Origin of the sequence: Ensifer adhaerens, from assembly GCF_002940685.1 — a bacterium.
GTDB classification, from domain to species: Bacteria; Pseudomonadota; Alphaproteobacteria; order Rhizobiales; family Rhizobiaceae; genus Ensifer; species Ensifer adhaerens_E.
This window is the reverse complement of record NZ_PNFP01000003.1, coordinates 1-18,267: the sequence shown is the minus strand read 5'-3', so window position 1 is coordinate 18,267 and position 18,267 is coordinate 1. Positions and strand designations below refer to the sequence as shown.

Genomic DNA, 18,267 nt, shown 5'->3' with positions numbered 1-18,267 from the left:
GCGACTATTGATCCCTGAGCTCGGCGAAGGAGCTTGCGGCTTTTGCTCCGCCACGAAGCTTTCCGGAAAGCCAGACGCCGAAGACCGTCGCCAGATAGGGCAAGGCCTGCAGAAGGTCGTGCGGGATCCTGTCGCCGAACGTCAGCTGTGCCCGGATGCCGAGGGCGCCGACGATAGCGAAGAACAAGGCGGCGAAGGTGGCGCCCACCGGATGCGCCGCGCCGAAGATGACGGCAGCAAACGCCATGAAACCGCGACCGGCCGTCATGCCCTGGGCAAAGAACTGAAGGCTGCCCGCGGCAAGTTCTGCACCGCCGATGGCGCAGAGGACACCGCCGATCGCAAGTGCTGCGAGCCGCATGCGCGAAGGGTTGGCGCCGACGCTGCGGGCGGCGAAGGGGTGCTCTCCGCAGGCGGCGAGCCGCAGGCCGAAACGCGTTCGCCGCAACACCACCCACATGGCGAACACGACGAAGGGCATCGCGGCAACCGCGACCGACAGCACGCCATAGGAACCAAAGGCCGGCCCCAGTTTCGGGATGCCGAAGGGAGCCGTCACGGTCGCCTGACTGCCGAAGATCGATTGGACGGCCAGCGCCGTGCCGCCGATGCCGAGACCGGTCAGCCCAAGGCCGGCGATAATCGGATTGGCCTTCAGCCTGTCGATGACGAACCAGAGAAGCACCGAGGCCAAGACACAGGCGAGGATGGCGATCAGGATGGCCGCGCCCACGGACTTGGTGAGCATGATGCCGAGAATTGTCGCGCAGGCGCCGATGATCATCAGTCCTTCGAGGCCGAGGTTCCAGACGCCTGCCCGCTGGGCAATGACGCCTGCGAGCGTGACGTAGATGAGCGGCGTTCCGGAACGCAGAATGGAGATGATGATCTCATTCATGTCTTGGGCCCTCCGAGACGCATCACCCTGTCGATGAACGTCGATTTCGCGGTTATGAACAGCGCGATCGCCGCATTGATGATGTCGATCGCCGCCGACGGCAGCCCGGCCATGATCGGCAGATAGAGGGCCGCCGAGGCAAGACCGCCGAAGAACACGGCGGCAACCGCCGTCCCGAGAACAGAGAGGTTGGCGACAAGCGCGATCAGGATCGCGGTGAACCCATGGGCCGGCAGGAAACCCGAGGCGATGCGACCGTTCGGCCCCATGAACTCGATGGTACCGGCAAGGCCGGCAAGCGCGCCGGAAACAAGGAAACTCGACAGGCCGAGCTTCCAGAGGCGCGCGCCCTGCCACTCCACCATGGTGCCGTTGCGGCCGGCAAGGCTTGCCAGAACACCGAAGGCGGTCCGGTTCACCAGCAGCCACATCAGAATGCCGACGACGACCGCGATCATGATGATCGTCGGTGAGAGGCCGAGAGAATCCGAGATGCGGTAGGCCGGGTCCAGCGGACGGCTCGACGCCTGCTGACCGGAGCCCGAGGGATCCTTCAGCGGTCCCGAAGTGACATAGACCAGCAGCAGGCCGGCCATGAAGTTGCCCATCAGCGTGGTGATGACCTCGTCGGTGCCCGAGCGAAGCCGCAGCAAGCCTGGCCAGAGCGCCCAGAGCGCACCGCCGAGCATGCCGGCAAGAAGCAGGGTCGGAATGACGAGGAAGGCAGGCCCGCCTTTCACCGCTTCGGCCGCGAAGGCGGCTGAGATCGCACCGACGTAGAACTGCCCCTGGGCGCCGATGTTGAAGAAGCCCGCGCGGAACGATATGCCGACGCCGACGGCCGTTATGAACAGCGGCAGGGCCCATCTGAGACTTTGCTCGATCGCTCCGCTTCGCAGGAATGCCCCGTCGAGCACCGCCCAGAGCGTCACCGGGGCATTGTAGCCGGCAAGCTGGAACACGAGCGCGCAGAGGATGAGCGCGAGGACCACGAAGATCAGGCTGCGAACGACGGTAAAGAGACTGTCTTTCATGCGCTTGCCCCCGCAGCGGCGCCGGTCATCGCCGCGCCCACCAACCCGATGTCGAACGGCGCATGGAACTCGCCATTCAGACGTCCCGACAGCATCACGACGACGCGATCCGAAATATCGAAGAGCTCGTCGAGATCCGACGAGATCAAGAGTATGGCTGCGCCGCGGTCGCGCGCTTGCCGGAGCGCCTGCCAGACGAAGGCGGTCGCCCCGATGTCGAGGCCGCGGGTTGGCTGGGCTGCGATGATCAGCTTCGCATCGGGATCGATTTCCCGGGCAAGGATCACCTTCTGCGCGTTGCCGCCCGACAACGAACCGGCTCGCTGCCCGGCGTTGTTGTAGTGGACGCTCCACGCCTTCAGCGCCCGGTCGCAAGCGTCACGGATCGCCGCTGGACGAATGCTCTTGAGCAAGCTGCCCTGCAAGAGTTCGCGCGCACTCCAGTTCTGCCAGAGCGAGCTGGTGAGGCTGAGGCCTTCCACGTTGCGTTCGAAGGGGATGATCCGAAGGCCGATCCTGCGGCGCACGGCCAGTGGCTGCCGGGTCACGTCCTGCCCGGCAAGATTGATCGACCCGCCTTCAAGGTCTGCGAGCGCGGAAATCGCCCGAACCAGGGTTTTCTGTCCGTTGCCTTCGACTCCGGCGATACCGACGATCTCGCCCGGGCGGATCTCGAGGTCGATGCCATCAAGCGCGATGCCCCCGCTGTCCGGCCGGGTGGAGACGGCCTTCATCGAAAGGATGGCGGGGCCGGCCGCAGGCACCGGCTGATCGGTGTCCTCGTGCGCCGGTGCCTTTGTTCCGACCAATGCATCGCGATCGTGCCGATCGAGCGTCTTTGCTACGGCCTCGCCGACGATGAGGTTGGCCAGGCGCTCGCCTGAAACCTCCGCCACCGGCAGCGGTCCTTCGACCTTCCGACCGCCCCGAAGGACAGTGACCGTGTCTGCAATACCCAGCACCTCGCGAATCTTGTGCAGGATAAGGATGACCGTGACACCACGCTCCTTGAGGCGGCGCACGCGCGCAAACAGCATGTCGATGCCGGCCGGCGAAAGGACGGCGGTCGGTTCGTCGAGAATGAGGACACGCGCATCCGTGACCAGCGCGCGGGCAATCTCGATGCCCTGCTGCGTCTCGATCGGCAGATCCCGGATGCGCCGGTTCAAATCGGTCTGGACGTCGAGACCCGCGAGATGCGCTCGCCATTTTTCGGCGAGCCCCTTGCGGCTGTAAATGCCACCCTTGCCCGTTGCGCCAAACTCCATGGTCTCGGCGACCGTGAAGGACGGCGGCAGCGCAAAACTCTGGTGGACGAGTTCCACGCCCGCGGCACGGCTTTCACTGACCTGCCCTGTCCGGATGTCGCGCCCCATCACGTTGACCGCGCCTAAGGTCGGCTGGACGAGGCCGGCCGCCACGCGGGCAAAGGTGGTCTTGCCCGCACCGTTCTGACCGACGACGGCGTGGATCTGGCCGGGAGCGAACGAAGCTGAAACCTCCGACAACGCCGTCACGTCTCCGAACTTGACGGTGACATTGCGGCACTCCAGGGCCGATTGCGGGGAGTTGGACATGCTGTGGTTCCGATCGAGAGCGGGAGGGTCGCGGCCGTCTACTGGGCTGGAAACGAGCCGCGAGACCCCAATGGGCCTCCCCCTGAAAGGGAAGGCCTGTGCCGATGTTTTCAGAACCTCGGTCTGGAGCGAGCCAGCGCCGGAGGCTCAGAGTGTCGTGTTGAACGGAACCTTGATGGACCCGTCGAGGATGCCGGCACGAACCTTGTCGACCTCGACCAGTGATTCCTTCGCCTTGGTGTTGAGATCCGCTGGCCCCTGTTCGGAAAAGACCGGCGAGAGGACGAAGTCGATGACGCCGGTGCCAAGGCCCGTATGCTCGTGCACGCCGCCCTTCCAGTCGGGCCCGACCGCCTTGCCGGCTTCGTTGTAGAGCGAGACGCCGAAGTCGAGGCTGACGATCGAGATCAGCGATTTCGGGCCGAGTTCATACTGTCCCGGCGCAAGGCAGCTCACCATGCGGCCTTCCTTCTCGTTGGCGGCAGCGATGATGCCGCCGTCGGTGGCTGCGGCATCGGTCTGGATGTAATCGATGCCGTCATTGTACATCTGGGTGGCGATTTCCTGCCCCTTTGCCGGGTCCTGGAATGAGCCTGCGAAGGCGGCGATGACCGTCGCATCCGGTCGAACGGAATGCACGCCGGCCTTGAACGCATTGAAATCCGCGTTGAGCGGCGGAATGGAAACGCCGCCGATGAAGCCAGTCTTGCCGGTGGATGTCATCTTTGCCGCGAAGACGCCCGAGAGATAGCAGCCAAGATAGTAGTCGTAGGAGACGGTCACCACGTTCGGGATTGCCGGCTCGAAGGGGTCGGCGAACAGCTGGATCCACTTGGTATTGGGATAGGAAGGCGCCAGCGCCTTGAAGGGTTCGGCCACTTCGTTGAAGGTCGAGACGATGATCGCCGCGCCCGCATCGCCGAGCGTGCGATAGACCGTCTCGTAGGTCGCCGGGTCCTGGGCGTAGATGGCGCGGTATTCGAACCCCTTTTCCTCAGATAGCTGTTTCAGCTTGGCGATCATCTGGTCCACCGGACCGTTGTCGCCTGCGGCCTGCGTATGCACGAGGGCGACCAGCCCCCCGGACGCGCGGGCGAATTCAGGGATGACGCTCGCCGCGAAGGCCAGCGCCGCAGCGCCCGCGCTCGCCTGCAGGAATGTCCGGCGATGCATCATGTGCTGTGCAATGTTCCCAGTCTTGTCTGTCATGATTGTTCCCTCTTTTTGTCTTGTCGTTTCGCGTGCGCATGCCAAGGCGCAGGCGAACCTGCGCGCCGCTTCCCGCCTCAAAGCGGCGGGGAACAGGGGGCCGGGTTCATGATCATCACCTCCTGCTTCTGGATCGCGTCCAGCGCCCAGACCTCGGAGATGAACCTCTGCCAGTCCGGGTCCGCATACATGGCCGTGCGGCGTGCCTCGCGGTCCGCGAGACTGTCGTAGGCCCACATCAACACGGTGGTGTGGAGGGTCCCCAGTTCCGAGACATAGAGACCGACGAACGTGTTCAGATGGCGCTTCTGCACGGGAAGGCCGTCCGCCTCGTACTTCTTCATCCACTTGTCGACGGTACCGGGCTTGAAGGTGTAGGTGCGGTGTTCCAGGATCATCGGCTTGCTCCCTATGCGTTCAGGATGAATTCGGCGCATTTTTCGCCGATCATGATGGCCGGCGCGTTGGTATTGCCGCTCGAGATGATCGGCATGACCGAGGCGTCTGCCACCCGCAGCCCCTCGATGCCGCGCACCTTGAGGCGTGCGTCGACTACAGCCATGCGGTCGTTGCCCATCTTGGCGGTCCCGACCGGATGGAAAGTCGTCATGGCGGTCGCCCGCAGCCAGCTCGTCAAAGCGGCATCGTCGCGTGCTCCCGGTCCCGGGGCCAGTTCGTTGCCCCGATAGCGGTCGAAAGCCTTCTGGCCGACAATGTCGCGGGTCAGCCGGATGGCGTTGATCATCGTGCGGACGTCGAAATCGTCACGGAGGTAGTTGGCCTGGATCTTCGGCTTCTCGGTCGCGTTCGCCGAGCGCAGCGTGATCTCGCCGCGGCTCACCGGATTAACGGGGCCGACGCGGATGGTGAACCCGTGGTTCGCCTCTACGGCCTGCTTTTTCCGGAACGGATTGGGGAAGTGCAGGTTTGCCGTCTTTTCCAATGCCGGCATGAAATGCAGCTGTATGTCGGGCGCAATCAGGCCATCGTTCGAACGGATGAAGGCGCCCGCCTCATAGGGGAATGTCGTGGTGACACCCTCGCCGAACAGCATGCCCTGCGCGACGGCGGGGATGAGCTTGTCCGCCCGCAGGTCGCTGAAGAGCGTGATCGGCTCCCGGCACTCCCAGCTCATGACGCAGTCGACATGGTCCTGGAGGTTCTTGCCGACACCTGGCAGGTCCAGCACCGGCGCGATGCCGAGCGCCCGGAGTTCGTCTGCCGGCCCGATGCCGGACAGAAGCAGCGCCTTGGGCGAATTGACCACCCCTGAAGAAAGGATCACCTCCCGTGCTGCTCGGGCGCGCCCCAGTACGCCGTCCTTCAGGTATTCGACGCCACACGCCCTTTCGCCTTCGATGATCAGGCGGGTAAGCTCCGCCCCCGTCAGCACCGTGAGGTTCTTGCGGCCGAGCGCCGGACGCAGGAACGCCCAGGACGTGGACCAGCGCTTACCCTTGCGGATGGTGAAGTCGTAGCGGCCAAAGCCTTCCTGAGTCTCTCCGTTGAAATCGTCGTTGGCCGGATAGCCGGCCTGGATGCCCGCCTCGCAGAACACGTCCATCAGCGGATTGTTGCCACGGGCCCGGCAGACGGTGAGTTCCCCGTCAGCGCTGTGGAAGGCGTCCTTGCGCTCGACATGGGTTTCCGAGCGTCGGAATGCCGGCAGCACTTCATCATAGGACCAGCCGGGCAGCCCGAGCTGCGACCAGCGATCGTAGTCATGGCGATTGCCGCGCACGTAAATCATGCCGTTGATGGTGGAGGTCCCACCCAGCACCTTGCCGCGCGGCCAATAGAGCGAGCGGCCATTGAGATAAGGCTCCGGCTCCGTGTGATAGTGCCAGTTGTAGATGCCCGAATGGAACAGCTTGCCCATCAGCATCGGCAGGCGAAACAGCGGGTTGCGATCCTTGCCGCCAGCCTCGATCAAAAGCACGCGGTTTTCCGGGTTCTTCGACAGACGGTTCGCAAGAACACAGCCGGCCGAGCCCGCACCGACGATGATGAAGTCATATTCCGGGCTACGCGCCATGGGTCACCATGCGATGGGCCGGTCGCCCATCGCCTCCAGATGGGAATTGCAAAGAAGGAAAGGATTTTCCCGGCCGAGAACCTTGTCGGCAAAAGCGGGGTGCTCACGCTGGACATAGGCGACATGACCCGCACGTCCCTCGACGACGCCCGCTTCCAAAAAAATGTCCGCCGCAGCCGCGCCGAAACCAAGGAAGACGACCGGCCTGCCGCGCGCCACAAGCGTTTCGACCACGCGCAGCATCAGCGGTCGCCAGAAGGCAAGATGCCCGCGCGACTGGTGTGGGTCGATATCGACGCGGAAGCGAGAAAGGGTCAGCGACGCATTGAGCAGGAGAACGCCCTCCTCCACCCAGCGGTCTGCGATCAGACCAGGCGCCTCGAACGAACCCGCGGGATCGCATAAGAGATGTCGCACATCCGGCCACCGGTTGAAATCGCGTGCCAGATCCCCGTCCCCAAGACGTACGGCGGCGATCAGTTGCATATAGGCGCGAATGCTCTTCGAGAACATTTTGTCCAGCTCGCCCCACGCGGCCAGATTGCCGGCCTCGAAGGCCCGCCCCGTCGCAAAACCCGGCTCGGGATAGGGATCCTGCCCGAGAACCAGGCAGCGCACGCCATCGGGCGCAATTCCGTCGAAAGCCGCGAGCGCATGTGCGCCCCTGGGTTGACCGGGGAAAACCTTGCCGCGCCGTACCGGGAAGATCGGCTCCCACGGCTCCAGCTCGAGATCCGCGTCGATACGGTCAAAATCGTCGCCGATGGCGCCGAGCGCATCGCGCCAGACAGGTGGAAGGTCGCCCTCCCAGCCAGCAAACGTTTTCGCCATTGCCTCCCTCAAGCGCATCGGCACTACGGCTCCCCCTTCCGTTCATTAAGGACGAGACTAGACAAAAGCTGACCAAAGTGTCAACTTTCAAAACGGTAAAAAATGACGACTCGGTCAAGTTTTTCTGACTTGATCGTCAACTTTCTGGCAAATGTCGATACGCTTGCATTTCGCTGGAAAACGCGGCAATTGCGAAAGCAATCCCGCCACCACGCATGATTGCCTGGTACGAAGCGAGATGGAGGCGAAACCATATGGCAAGGGCAGCACGAGATCCCGAAGAGCGCATCCGCGAACGCAATATGCGGCTCATCATCAAGGCCGGGATCGAAATCTTCGCCCGCAAGGGCTTCGACGGCACGCGCATCGCCGAGATCGCCGAGGCTTCGGGGCTGCCCAAGGCAAATGTCTACTACTACTTCTCGTCCAAGGAGGAGATCTACACCGCCATCATCGCGCATCTGCTTGCCAGCTGGGACGATGCGCTGAAATACATCTCGCCGGAGCGGGAGCCGGCAGAAGCGTTCAAGCTCTATATCAAGGCCAAACTGGAATACACGCGCAAGAACATGGCGGAGTCCCGGCTCTTCGCGAGCGAGATCATTCAGGGCGCCCGCTTCCTGTCCAGGAAGGATCGAGAGCACATTCGCCAGGTGACGGACACCCATGTCGCCGTCGTCGAGGGCTGGATCGCCGCCGGCAAGATGCTGCCGGTCGATCCGCGTCATCTCTTCATCATGCTCTGGGCATCGACGCAGTTTTATTCGGACTTCGAACCGGTCGCCGTCGATGCGCTCAAGAAGCCGCGCTTGAAGGCCGACGACTATGAAAAGGCGGCTGCCACGATCACCGAGACGATCCTGAGAGGCATCCTCCGGCAGCCCTGAGCCGGACGTTGCCTTTTCGGCAATCGACATTGCGAATATCTGTGCTTCTTCGGCAAGGGAAACTCTGAATAATTGGCCGTGCAAGCAACTCTTCAGAGACCCGCAAGATGGCCTATGTCATTACCGAACCCTGCATCGACGTGAAGGATGGCGACTGCACCGCGGCCTGCCCCGTCGACTGCATCTACGAGGGTGGGCGCACCTTCTACATCCACCCGGACGAATGCATCAATTGCGGACTCTGTCTTTCGATCTGTCCCGTCGATGCCATCGTCTGGGATCAGGAGATACCAGCCGATCAGCGCCATTTCATCGCCGTGAACAAGGAATTCTTCGGCAACGAAGTCACAGGACTGGGCTCGCCAGGCGGCTGGAGCAAGGAGTGCTCCACGGAGCTGGACCATCCGTTCGTTGCGGCCTTCGAGAAGACGGCGGCCATCGCGTAGCAGGTGCTATTCCGCGAAGGGAAGAGGCGGAGCCACCGCACCGACCCGGCATACCGCCAAGCCGAAGGAAACGAACCTCCAAATTGGCGGCTTGCATGTGACTGACACGTCGACCTGCCCGCCGCTCTCACTCACCAGTCGGAGTAGTAGGCCCGTGTTGCGTCCGCCAGTTTGGTCACGCGCCGGCGCTCGGCGGTCAGCCTTGGAAGGTCGGCACGCGCCTGCTGCAGGAGTTCGGCTCGGGCAGCCTCGAAATCCACCCGGGTCAACTGCCCATCGCACATGATCTCCCGTCCGCCGACATAGAGCGCCTTTGCGTGCGCGGCCGTCATCCGGGTAAGCAGCACCTCCGCTTCATCCAGGTCGTCCATCAGGCTGTCGGCAATCAGCGCAGCATAATCCACGAGCACCAGGTCTTCGTTCGCCGGGGCGTTCACCACCTTGGCGCCGACATGGATCGCGGCATCGAAGACACGTCCCGCTGTAAAGGTTCGCGTCAAATCGCGGCCGCCATGCAGCAGATGGGCAAGGCGCAATTCGCGCCAGAGATCCTGGTCGTCGTCAAAGCCCGTTCCGTCGAGGCCGAACGCGAAAGCGGGGCCGCTTGCCGGAATGGTGGCAACCGGCGCCACGCCTGAACGCAGGCGCAAATTCGCCGACGGGTTCGAAACGAGCTGCACGCCCCTTGCCGCCAGCAGCTCCAGCTCGTCCGGTCGCAGCTGGACGCCGTGGGCGACGGCGAGGCGGGGCGACAGGAAGCCGATCTCGTCGAGATACCGGACGACCCCTTGGGAAAAGCGCCGATCCAGCCATTGCCTCTGCCTCGGGCTTTCGAGGAGATGCATGTGAATGCGCCGGCCGGTTGCTTGCGAGGCCTCGGCGATCGCCTCGAGCAGTGCATTGGAGCACCATTGCGGACCGATCGGCCCGTACTGGACATCGATCAATGGGTTGGCATTGGCTGCAGCGACGGCGTCGGCCGCCGCAATCTGGACCGAGGGCGGCGCATAACTTGGGACAGAGGCGCGGAGTTCGTCCCAGTCTGCAGGAGCGAGATAGCGCCGCAGGCGCTCGGGCCCGCCGTCATAGGCCCACGGATCATGGTCGAGAAGCGGACAGGATATCGCAAGCCTTATGCCCACGTCGCGCGCCGCACGCGTGACCGCGCCAGCCTCGTCGACGAGACGCTCGACATTGAGCGAATTGTGGCAATGCATGGTCGCGCCGACGCCCGTCTGTGCCAGTCTCGAGAAGGCCACCAGCGCTTCCAGATAGGGATCGGTTCGCGGCCGGAGTCGAAGTCCCGGGATCCACACCTCCAGCGCATCGTCGACATTGCCGAAATCGAGCGTCCGGATGCCATAGCCGTGATCGTGGGCGTTGACGGGGGACGGCATCAGGAGCGCATCGGCCGGGATCGCCGTCCACGAGGCGCCTTCGGGCAAATGATCCAGGAGGTTTGGCTCGCGTCTTGCGACCTCGTGGCCGGGACGCAAGAGACGCCTGCCCGGTATGGCTGCTGCACTCACGGCTGAATTGCCTCCATGATCTGGTCGCTGAATTTCTGCAGTTCCGCGCCGACGAACTCGATGACGGCTTCGGCCGCATGTGTGCGCTGCCGGCGTCGCTGCACCAGGATCCCGACATGCAGGTTCTGAAGGCGCGAGCCGGAGAGCGGTATGGCGACGAGATCGCCCGACCTGATCTCGGCGAGGAACCCGATCGGCGTGAAGAACGCCACGCCCTGACCGGAGAGGATGAACGGCTTGAGCATCATCTGACTGTTCGACAGCACAAAGGGCCGGCCGGTCCGTTCGAAGACCGAGAGCTCTATCTCGATCAGTGAACGGATCGGTTGCGTGTCGAGTTGCAGCAGGAGATCGTACTGGGCGCATTCGGCAAGCGAAACCTGCCGCTGCCTGGCGAGCGGGTGTTCCCGGCCGACGAAAGCCATCAGCGGCATCGGCACGCGATAGAGCATCTCGGTATCATCGGGCCGGGCCAGATCGAAGGTCAGACCCATGTCGACATCGCCTTCGGCGACAAGGCTGCTGATGTTGCCGTGACCGGCCGTGTGGATGTGAAAGCTCACACCGGGATGGATGCGGTGGAACGCATTGACCATGTCCGGCAGGAACTGGATGGCCAGGCTGTCGAGACAGGACATCTGCACGCGACCGGTCTTCTTCCCCTGCAGGGCGCCGAGGTCGCTGCGCAGCAGTTCGAAGTTTTCCAGCGTCACCCGGGCGTGGCGCAACACGTTTTCCCCGGCAACGGTTAGCCTCAGGCCATTCGAAAGGCGCTCGAAGAGCGCGATCCCGAGCTCATCCTCGAGTTTCTTGATCTGCCGGCTGACCGCCGAGGATGCCACATGAAGCTCCTCGGAGGCCTTGCGAATGGACCCGGACCGCGCGACCGAGACGAAGTATTTCAGGATGCTGGCGTGCATGCGATTGGACCCCTCCTCCCCTGGGCCCCGACCTATAACACGCTCACCGTCCCCTCCAAACGGGCGCGCGCTTCTCCTGAAAAGCGCGGACGCCTTCCAGGGCATCCTCGCTGTTCAGCGCCTTAACAAGGGCGGGCGTGCGCAGTCCCTGGGCTTCTGCCGGAGACAGATGCCCGGTACGATTGACCGTCTGCTTGATCGCGCGCAGCGAGAGCGGCGCACAGGCGACGATCTCCCTCACCCAGCGGGCAACGGCCACGTCGAGCTCACCCGGTTCGGCCAGTTCGTTGACGATGCCGAAGGCATGCATCTCAGCTGCGGAGAACCGCCGGCCGGTCAACAGCACACCCATGGCAAGGTTGTGCGGGATCCTGCGCTGAAGAAGCACCATGCCGCCATCGAGCGGCAGACGCCCGACACGGGCCTCGGGCAGGCCGAACGCCGCCTCCGTCGAGGCGATGACGATATCGCAGCCGAGAACCATCTCGAACCCACCGCCGAGCGCGTAGCCGTTGACCCTGGCGATAACAGGGACATCCAGCGAGCGGCGAAAGGCCAGTCCTCCAAAGCCGTTCGGCCGGCTTTCGGTCCAGTAATCAAGCCCGGTCTTTTCTGCCCCCTTCAGATCCGCCCCGGCGCAGAACGCCCGTTCGCCGGCGCCGGTCAAGACGACGCAGCTTATGTCGTCGCGCGCTTCGATCTCTTGCCAGATCGCCTCCAGTTCGCGTTCGGTTGCCGCGTCCACCGCGTTCATGCGCTCCGGACGGTTGAGCGTGACGCTCGCGACCCGATCCTCTACGATGAAAGTGACGCTCATGCCGCATCTCCCTGACGAACGGAAAGTCCCGCGAGAATTTCGTCATTGTGTTCGCCGAGCTTCGGCGGAGCGATGCGGACCGTCACGGTCGCCGCTGACATGTCGATCGGCGAACCGACCAGCCGGATCGGGCCTGCCTTCGTCTCTCCAGCCTCCAGGATCATGCGGTTGATCGTCGTCTGCTCGTCGTCAAGGGCTTCGGGAAGCGAGCGCACCGGTGCGCAGAGGATATCCACCTGCTCCAGCCGGCCGAGCCAATGAGCGCTGCTGTTCTTCGCGAAGGCTTCGCGGAAGACCCGCTGCAATTCAGGGCGCCGCTGCATCTGCGCATCGAAATCGGCAAACTGCGGCTGCAGCGACAGGTCCTCGATCTCGAGCGCGGTGCAGATGTCGCGCAGCGGGTTTTGCTTGAAGGCGCCGACCATGACGATGGCGCCGTCGGTGGTCTCGAATACGCCCGTCAGCGGGAAAGCGCCCCAGTTCAGGTCCTTTTCCCGCATCATGTGCGTGGTGCCTTCCTGCATCTGCATGGCGAGCATGGAGCTGTAGAGGCTGACCGCCACCTGCTGGCCGTGGCCGGTCTTCTCGCGATGCAGCAAGGCAAGCAGGATACCCTGCACCAGGTGCATGCCGGCCGAGTAGTCGGCAAGCGGCGTCGCGTAGATCGACAGCGGATGGCTCGCATCGGACTTGCGCCGCATGACGCCTGAAAGCGCCTGCGCCAGGATGTCCTGCCCGCCCTTGTGCCGGTAGGGCCCGTCGAGGCCGAAGCCGGTGCCGACGGCGTAGATCAGCCGCGGGTTTGTCCGCTTCAGCTCCTCATAGCCGAAGCCCATGCGCTCCATCACGTCAGGTCGGAAATTGTTGACGACCACGTCGGCCGTGTCGATCAGGGCGCGAACGGCGGCCCGCGCCTCGTCCTGCTTGAGGTCGAGTGCAAGGCTCTTCTTGTTGCGGTTGAGCGACGAGAACACCGGATTGTTGAGGCCATCCGGGTCCGAGCCCAGCGACCAGCGCGAGAGGTCGCCGATCTTGGCCTTTTCGACCTTGATGACTTCGGCGCCGTAGTCGGCCAGCATCTGCGTGCAGCACGGACCCAGCATGACCTGGGTGAAGTCGACGACGCGGATACCGTCGAGGGGGAGAGATGTCATTCTGCGGCCTCCAGATAGGTTGCATTTTCAGATGGTACGTCGCCAGGATCGGCGCCCTGGGCCCGCAGCTGCTTCTGGATCGCCTTGACATCGGCGTCCCGCACCTTGACGCCGGCATTGAGCGCCACGGTGGCGGCAACGCCGGCCGCCTCGCCCATCGCCATGCACGGTGGGATCTCGCGGCTCGATTTTTGCGCCTGAATGGTCGCGGAGTAATGCCGGCCTGCGACGATCAACTGATCGACCTCCTTCGGCAGCATGGCCCTATAGGGCGTGTAGTAGTCACGGCCGCGGCACACCGTGTCGGTGAAGTGCTGGCGGTTCATCACGTCGTCCTTGGTGACGACATATTCGCCCTGGAGCAGTCGCGACTGGCGCACGCCCGTCTGCGGCGCAAAGTCGATCACATGGGCATTCTCGAAGCCCGGCAGGTTGGCGCGGGCGAAGTCGAGCAGGCGGGCGATGCGGCCGCGGCCCTCGAGTTCCGCGTAGGTCAGGTCTTCGACACGGAGGCCGGAGAGCTTCGGCATGTGCGGGCAGTTCAGCCAGATCACGCCCGGCAGCGGCGTCTTCAACCACCAGAACGACCAGCAGCCACCGATCAGACGCTTGGCCTCGTGATCGATCGCCTTGAACTTTTCCGGTTCCTCGAATTCGAAGCGTTCGGCCGCTTCGGTGTCGATGCCGCCCCAGCGGGAAACCGTCGTCAGGATGAAATTGCCGTCCGTATGCTGAGCGCCGGCATCGGCCGCAACGTCGAGGTCGCCGGACGCGTCGATCACGACATCGCCCATGATGGCTTCGCGGCCGGATTTCGTCTGGCAGACCACGCCCTTGATCGTGCCGTTCTCGACGATCGCCGAGGAAAACCAGCTATGCGTCCTGAGCTTCACGCCGGACTCGCGAAGGATGTCGTAGGAGACGCGCTTGAAGGCGTCCGGATCGAAGGCTGCCGCATAGCAGATCGGGTGCGGTGCAGACGGCGTGTGAAAATCGAACAGGCCCCAGCGCGCCCAGCGGCGCCAGGCTTCCGGCGTATCGCGAATGTCGAGCTGGCGGTCGCCGTCCGTCGGCGTGACGCAGAGACCGAGCGTCTTCATCCGCTCGATCATTTCCATGCAGATGCCGCGCACGGTGATCTCGACGCCGTTAACCATGTCGTCGAGCACCAGAACCATGCCGCCGGCGGCAAGGCCACCGACATAGGGGTAGCGTTCGATGAGCGTCACGCTCGCCCCGGTGCGCGCCGCCGATACGGCGGCCGAAATCCCGGCCGGCCCACCGCCGACGACGACCACGTCGGAACGGTCGACGATCCTGGCATTGCGCAGGGGTTCTCTGATGGTTTCCATGATCGTTTCCTCCATAGGGGAAGTGTCCGGCGAAATGTGAGGGAGCTCACAGCCAGTGACTTCGTCGGTTGACCGGACCCGGATATCCAGGTCCGGCAGCAAAGGGTTTTGGGGGTCAGTGGTCCGTCGTCGGTTTCCAGCGGACGATCTTCGATTCCGCGTAGGAGACTGCGAAGAAGAGAACCACGGCAAGCGAGGCCGCGATCACCACCGTCGCATAGAGCAGCGGCGAACGGAAATTGTAGGTCGCCTCGATGATGAGAGCGCCGAGGCCGTAGCTGGAACCGATCCACTCGGCGACGATCGCACCCATCACGCTGCTGGTTGCCGCAATCTTCAGTGCGGCGAACAGGAAGGGCAGCGAGCCCGGCAGGCGAACCTTCCAGAAAATCTCCGAATTGCTGGCAGACAGGATGCGCATCAGATCAAGCATTGCGGGGCTCGCCGACTTCAGTCCCTGCACCATGTTGACGAGCGTCGGGAAGAAGCAGATCAGGCCGGCGATGATGATCTTCGGTGCGATGCCGTTGCCGACGAGCAGCACCAGGATCGGCGCCAGCGCGATGATCGGGATCGACTTGATGATGACGGCGATCGGATAGAAGGCGCGCTCCGCAAGCGGACTGTAGACGAACCAGACCGCCAGAAGGACGGCAATGACATTGCCGAAGATGAAGCCGAGAACCGCCTCCATGAGCGTCGGCCAGAAGTTCGTCCACAAGACACCGGCATTTTCGCCGAAGGCCTTGATCACGTCGACCGGCCCCGGCGCCATGAACGTCGGCACCGAAAAGCCCCAGACGACGAGCTGCCACAAGAGAATGCAGCCAAGGATCGCGAGCGTTGCCGGCAGATGCCGCAGGAGTGCGCCGGCAATGGTATCGAGCATTCGGAAGCGGCTGCCGTCGGTCAAGGCGCGGCCTTCCGCCTGTGAAGGAAGGGCATTCGCCATCAGCATTCTCCCAATAGTTTGCGCAGGTGGGCGGTAACCTGGATGAACTCGACCGTGTCGCGCATCGCCAGGGATCGCGGATAGGGCAAGTCGACCTTCATGAATTCCTTGACGCGGCCGGGGTGGGCAGCGAGCATCAGCACATGCTGACCGAGGAAGACGGCCTCGGGGATCGAGTGGGTGACGAAAAGGATCGTCGTGCCGGTTTCCTGCCAGAGGCGCAGCAGCTCTTCGTTCAGCTTGTCGCGCGTGATCTCGTCGAGCGCCCCGAAAGGCTCGTCCATCAGGAGAATACGCGGGCGGGTCACCAGCGCGCGGGCGATCGCCACGCGCTGGCGCTGGCCGCCCGACAACTCGTGCGGCATCGCCTTCTCGCGCCCCTTGAGACCGACCAGGGCCAGGAGCTCTTCCGGATCGGCATAGGTTGCACCCGCCTCGCGTTTCCCCACGAGCAGGGGGAGACGCACGTTGTCGATCACATTGCGCCACGGCAGCAGTGTCGCTTCCTGGAAGACGAAAGCGAAATCGCGGCCTTCGCGCGCCTTGCGCGGCGTCTGGCCATGCACGGACACCGAACCGTCGGTGATGTGCACGAGATCGGCCACCGTTCGCAACAGGGTGGACTTGCCGCAGCCGGACGGGCCGAGCATGGTCACCAGCGAGCCGGCCGGGATCTCGACCGAGACGTCGGAAAGTGCGGTGAAGCCGGAATCATCCGCGCCGAAGCGGATATGAAGGTTCTTCACCGACACGGCGGAGTTGCCGGCCTGCGCCTGGCTGGCTCTGTTAAGCGTTTCCAGCATTGCCTTACCCTACGCTCTTGCGGACATCGGCTGTCGCATCCAGGATCGCCATGGTGTAGACGTCGTCCGCATTGGGGACCGGGCCCGTGAACTGGCCGAGGTCCGCATAGGTCTTGATCTGCTCCTCCCAGTTTGCCCGGTCCATGCCACCCCAGCCCTCGGTCGCGGTGGTCTCGTTGAACACGAACTTCATCAGCGGTCCGATGGCCTCCAGCTCGCTCGCCTTGTCGAGGTTCGGGTAGGATTCGAGCAGGATTTCGACGGCCTCTTCCTGGTTGTCGCGGGCATAACCCCATCCGCGCGCCGAACCGGATACGAAGGCCGCAAGCTGGTCCGCGTGATTTTGCAGCTGGTCGTCGGTGGTATAGTAGACGTTGGCATAGAGGCGGATACCGCCGTCCCAGAGGGTCAGATCGACCCGGTCGTCGCCCAGAACCTTCAGGGCGTTGACGTTGGTCAGCCAGCCGCAGACCGCGTCGGCCTGGCCGGTGACCAGCTGGTTCATGTCCGAACCCATGTTGACGATCTTGACCTGGTCCTCCGATATCCCGTTCTTGGCGAGAAGCGCGCGCAGCAGAATGACCGAAGTCGGGATCGCGGCGATCGTCTTGCCGACCATGTCCTGAGGCTTGGCGATCGGATTTGCCTTGCGGGAGAAGTAGGCGAAGGGGTGTTTCTGGTAGCCGGCAGCGAATGCCTTGATCGGCGCGCCGGCCGAACGGGCGAGCATCACCGAGGGGCTTGAGGAAATCTGACCGATGGTCGACTGGCCGACGGCAACGCCGGCTACGCCATCGACATTCGGTCCGCCGGGCACGATTTCGAGTTCGATGCCCTTCTCGGCGTAGTAGCCCTTCTTGCGGGCCACGAGTTCTCCGAGAAGCCCGTTGGAAGGCAGCCAGCCGAGCTGCATGCGGATCGTGGTGCTATCGGCAGCCAGGCCGGGTGAAACATTGATAAGGCTATGGGTCGCAGCAATCGCGCCCATGGCAGCCGCATTCGAAAGGAAACCTCGGCGGTTCATCATAAAACGAGACATATCGTTCCCCTTGCTTTGTTATGGGAGCGATGATGATGGAATTTGGCATCTCATAAAGCACAATTTTTAGCGGTTGGCATTGCCGATACGGCAACGCCTGGAAAGGCATTCAGGTTTGCCGTTTCGGCAATGGCGGGGTCGAAAGATTGTTCCTTGTGCGGGCTCGATCGCATCCGATAAGCAAGGACATCATCAAAGCCTGAGCGCCGCGGAGGAGAGATATGGTGCAGAAAAACCTGATCGACGGGGAATGGATCGCCGGTAGCGAAGCGTTCCGCAACATCAACCCGTCCGACACCCATGACGTTGTCGGCGAATATGCCCGTGCCTCGGCCGACGATGCGCGTTTGGCGATCGCCGCGGCCAAGGCGGCGTTTCCGGCCTGGTCGCGCTCCGGCATCCTCGAGCGTCATGCGATCTTGAGAAAGACCGCCGACGAGATCCTTGCTCGCAAGGACGAGCTCGGAAGGCTGCTGTCGCGCGAGGAAGGCAAGACGCTCGTCGAGGGCATCGGCGAGACCGTGCGCGCGAGCCAGATCTTCGACTTCTTCGCCGGCGAGTGCCTGCGATTGGCGGGGGAAGTTCTGCCGTCGGCAAGACCCAATATCGGCGTCGAGATCACCCGCGAGCCGGTCGGCGTCGTCGGCATCATCACGCCCTGGAACTTCCCGATCGCCATTCCCGCCTGGAAGATCGCGCCCGCACTTTGCTACGGCAACACCGTCGTCTTCAAGCCGGCCGAACTGGTGCCCGGCAGTTCCTGGGCCATCGTCGACATTCTTAA

The 18,267-nt window shown here is 63.5% G+C and carries 18 protein-coding genes; 3 read left to right on the top strand and 15 right to left on the bottom strand.

Features of this window, described 5'->3' with window-relative positions:
• Positions 1–4: 4 nt before the first annotated feature.
• From C1A35_RS06195 to C1A35_RS06165, 7 genes are all read right to left on the bottom strand, one after another.
• On the bottom strand, positions 5–898 hold the full coding sequence (locus C1A35_RS06195; protein ID WP_104663487.1) for an ABC transporter permease: 894 nt from the start codon (positions 896–898) through the stop codon (positions 5–7).
• Entirely contained in the window at positions 895–1,932 is a 1,038-nt protein-coding gene (locus tag C1A35_RS06190; RefSeq protein ID WP_104663486.1) for an ABC transporter permease, read from the bottom strand. Before C1A35_RS06190 ends, C1A35_RS06195 begins: the two co-directional genes overlap by 4 nt.
• On the bottom strand, positions 1,929–3,509 hold the full coding sequence (locus tag C1A35_RS06185; protein WP_104663485.1) for an ABC transporter ATP-binding protein: 1,581 nt from the start codon (positions 3,507–3,509) through the stop codon (positions 1,929–1,931). The genes C1A35_RS06190 and C1A35_RS06185 overlap by 4 nt, the downstream gene beginning before the upstream one ends.
• 147 nt (positions 3,510–3,656) lie before the next feature.
• The gene (locus C1A35_RS06180) at positions 3,657–4,682 is read right to left on the bottom strand and encodes a BMP family ABC transporter substrate-binding protein (protein ID WP_104663911.1); all 1,026 of its coding nucleotides are present in this window, start codon (positions 4,680–4,682) and stop codon (positions 3,657–3,659) included.
• Positions 4,683–4,795: 113 nt separating this feature from the next.
• Positions 4,796–5,116, bottom strand: a complete 321-nt coding sequence (locus C1A35_RS06175; protein WP_104663484.1) for an NIPSNAP family protein — start codon at positions 5,114–5,116, stop codon at positions 4,796–4,798.
• An 11-nt stretch (positions 5,117–5,127) separates the two neighbouring features.
• Positions 5,128–6,753 (bottom strand): GMC family oxidoreductase, encoded by a 1,626-nt coding sequence (locus C1A35_RS06170; protein ID WP_104663483.1) that lies wholly within the window; start codon positions 6,751–6,753, stop codon positions 5,128–5,130.
• A 3-nt stretch (positions 6,754–6,756) separates the two neighbouring features.
• Positions 6,757–7,584, bottom strand: a complete 828-nt coding sequence (locus C1A35_RS06165) for a uracil-DNA glycosylase (RefSeq protein WP_104663482.1) — start codon at positions 7,582–7,584, stop codon at positions 6,757–6,759.
• Between the two features lie 254 nt (positions 7,585–7,838).
• On the opposite strand from C1A35_RS06165, the gene C1A35_RS06160 reads away from it, so the two are divergent.
• Positions 7,839–8,471, top strand: a complete 633-nt coding sequence (locus C1A35_RS06160) for a TetR family transcriptional regulator C-terminal domain-containing protein (protein ID WP_104663481.1) — start codon at positions 7,839–7,841, stop codon at positions 8,469–8,471.
• Between the two features lie 107 nt (positions 8,472–8,578).
• Entirely contained in the window at positions 8,579–8,917 is a 339-nt protein-coding gene (gene fdxA / locus C1A35_RS06155) for a ferredoxin (protein ID WP_104663480.1), read from the top strand.
• A 131-nt stretch (positions 8,918–9,048) separates the two neighbouring features.
• Here the strand turns inward: fdxA and C1A35_RS06150 are convergent, their stop codons facing one another.
• The 8 genes from C1A35_RS06150 to C1A35_RS06115 all read right to left on the bottom strand — a co-directional run bounded on the left by C1A35_RS06150 (position 9,049) and on the right by C1A35_RS06115 (position 17,483).
• On the bottom strand, positions 9,049–10,371 hold the full coding sequence (locus tag C1A35_RS06150) for an amidohydrolase family protein (RefSeq protein WP_337441992.1): 1,323 nt from the start codon (positions 10,369–10,371) through the stop codon (positions 9,049–9,051).
• A 71-nt stretch (positions 10,372–10,442) separates the two neighbouring features.
• Positions 10,443–11,366 (bottom strand): LysR family transcriptional regulator, encoded by a 924-nt coding sequence (locus C1A35_RS06145; RefSeq protein WP_104663479.1) that lies wholly within the window; start codon positions 11,364–11,366, stop codon positions 10,443–10,445.
• 43 nt (positions 11,367–11,409) lie between these two features.
• Positions 11,410–12,183, bottom strand: coding sequence for an enoyl-CoA hydratase-related protein (locus C1A35_RS06140; RefSeq protein ID WP_104663478.1), 774 nt, complete (start codon positions 12,181–12,183; stop codon positions 11,410–11,412).
• Positions 12,180–13,337 (bottom strand): CaiB/BaiF CoA transferase family protein, encoded by a 1,158-nt coding sequence (locus C1A35_RS06135; RefSeq protein ID WP_104663477.1) that lies wholly within the window; start codon positions 13,335–13,337, stop codon positions 12,180–12,182. Before C1A35_RS06135 ends, C1A35_RS06140 begins: the two co-directional genes overlap by 4 nt.
• Entirely contained in the window at positions 13,334–14,689 is a 1,356-nt protein-coding gene (locus tag C1A35_RS06130; RefSeq protein ID WP_234822788.1) for an FAD-dependent oxidoreductase, read from the bottom strand. The genes C1A35_RS06135 and C1A35_RS06130 overlap by 4 nt, the downstream gene beginning before the upstream one ends.
• Positions 14,690–14,804: 115 nt before the next feature.
• Positions 14,805–15,578, bottom strand: coding sequence for an ABC transporter permease (locus C1A35_RS06125; protein WP_440271503.1), 774 nt, complete (start codon positions 15,576–15,578; stop codon positions 14,805–14,807).
• A 62-nt stretch (positions 15,579–15,640) separates the two neighbouring features.
• On the bottom strand, positions 15,641–16,444 hold the full coding sequence (locus C1A35_RS06120) for an ABC transporter ATP-binding protein (RefSeq protein ID WP_104663475.1): 804 nt from the start codon (positions 16,442–16,444) through the stop codon (positions 15,641–15,643).
• Between the two features lie 4 nt (positions 16,445–16,448).
• Positions 16,449–17,483 (bottom strand): ABC transporter substrate-binding protein, encoded by a 1,035-nt coding sequence (locus C1A35_RS06115; RefSeq protein WP_104663474.1) that lies wholly within the window; start codon positions 17,481–17,483, stop codon positions 16,449–16,451.
• 221 nt (positions 17,484–17,704) lie between these two features.
• On the opposite strand from C1A35_RS06115, the gene C1A35_RS06110 reads away from it, so the two are divergent.
• On the top strand, positions 17,705–18,267 hold a 563-nt coding region (locus C1A35_RS06110), incomplete at its 3' end, for an aldehyde dehydrogenase family protein (protein WP_158664992.1).

Bases quoted from the DNA above. Each gene is read 5' to 3' on its own strand.
- C1A35_RS06175 (WP_104663484.1), bottom strand. From the start codon at position 5,116: ATGATCCTGGAACACCGCACCTACACCTTCAAGCCCGGTACCGTCGAC.
- C1A35_RS06180 (WP_104663911.1), bottom strand. From the start codon at position 4,682: ATGCATCGCCGGACATTCCTGCAGGCGAGCGCGGGCGCTGCGGCGCTG.
- C1A35_RS06195 (WP_104663487.1), bottom strand. From the start codon at position 898: ATGAATGAGATCATCATCTCCATTCTGCGTTCCGGAACGCCGCTCATC.
- C1A35_RS06190 (WP_104663486.1), bottom strand. From the start codon at position 1,932: ATGAAAGACAGTCTCTTTACCGTCGTTCGCAGCCTGATCTTCGTGGTC.
- C1A35_RS06115 (WP_104663474.1), bottom strand. From the start codon at position 17,483: ATGTCTCGTTTTATGATGAACCGCCGAGGTTTCCTTTCGAATGCGGCT.
- C1A35_RS06130 (WP_234822788.1), bottom strand. From the start codon at position 14,689: ATGGAAACCATCAGAGAACCCCTGCGCAATGCCAGGATCGTCGACCGT.
- C1A35_RS06120 (WP_104663475.1), bottom strand. From the start codon at position 16,444: ATGCTGGAAACGCTTAACAGAGCCAGCCAGGCGCAGGCCGGCAACTCC.
- C1A35_RS06125 (WP_440271503.1), bottom strand. From the start codon at position 15,578: ATGCTCGATACCATTGCCGGCGCACTCCTGCGGCATCTGCCGGCAACG.
- fdxA (WP_104663480.1), top strand. From the start codon at position 8,579: ATGGCCTATGTCATTACCGAACCCTGCATCGACGTGAAGGATGGCGAC.
- C1A35_RS06145 (WP_104663479.1), bottom strand. From the start codon at position 11,366: ATGCACGCCAGCATCCTGAAATACTTCGTCTCGGTCGCGCGGTCCGGG.
- C1A35_RS06170 (WP_104663483.1), bottom strand. From the start codon at position 6,753: ATGGCGCGTAGCCCGGAATATGACTTCATCATCGTCGGTGCGGGCTCG.
- C1A35_RS06160 (WP_104663481.1), top strand. From the start codon at position 7,839: ATGGCAAGGGCAGCACGAGATCCCGAAGAGCGCATCCGCGAACGCAAT.
- C1A35_RS06165 (WP_104663482.1), bottom strand. From the start codon at position 7,584: ATGGCGAAAACGTTTGCTGGCTGGGAGGGCGACCTTCCACCTGTCTGG.
- C1A35_RS06185 (WP_104663485.1), bottom strand. From the start codon at position 3,509: ATGTCCAACTCCCCGCAATCGGCCCTGGAGTGCCGCAATGTCACCGTC.
- C1A35_RS06140 (WP_104663478.1), bottom strand. From the start codon at position 12,183: ATGAGCGTCACTTTCATCGTAGAGGATCGGGTCGCGAGCGTCACGCTC.
- C1A35_RS06135 (WP_104663477.1), bottom strand. From the start codon at position 13,337: ATGACATCTCTCCCCCTCGACGGTATCCGCGTCGTCGACTTCACCCAG.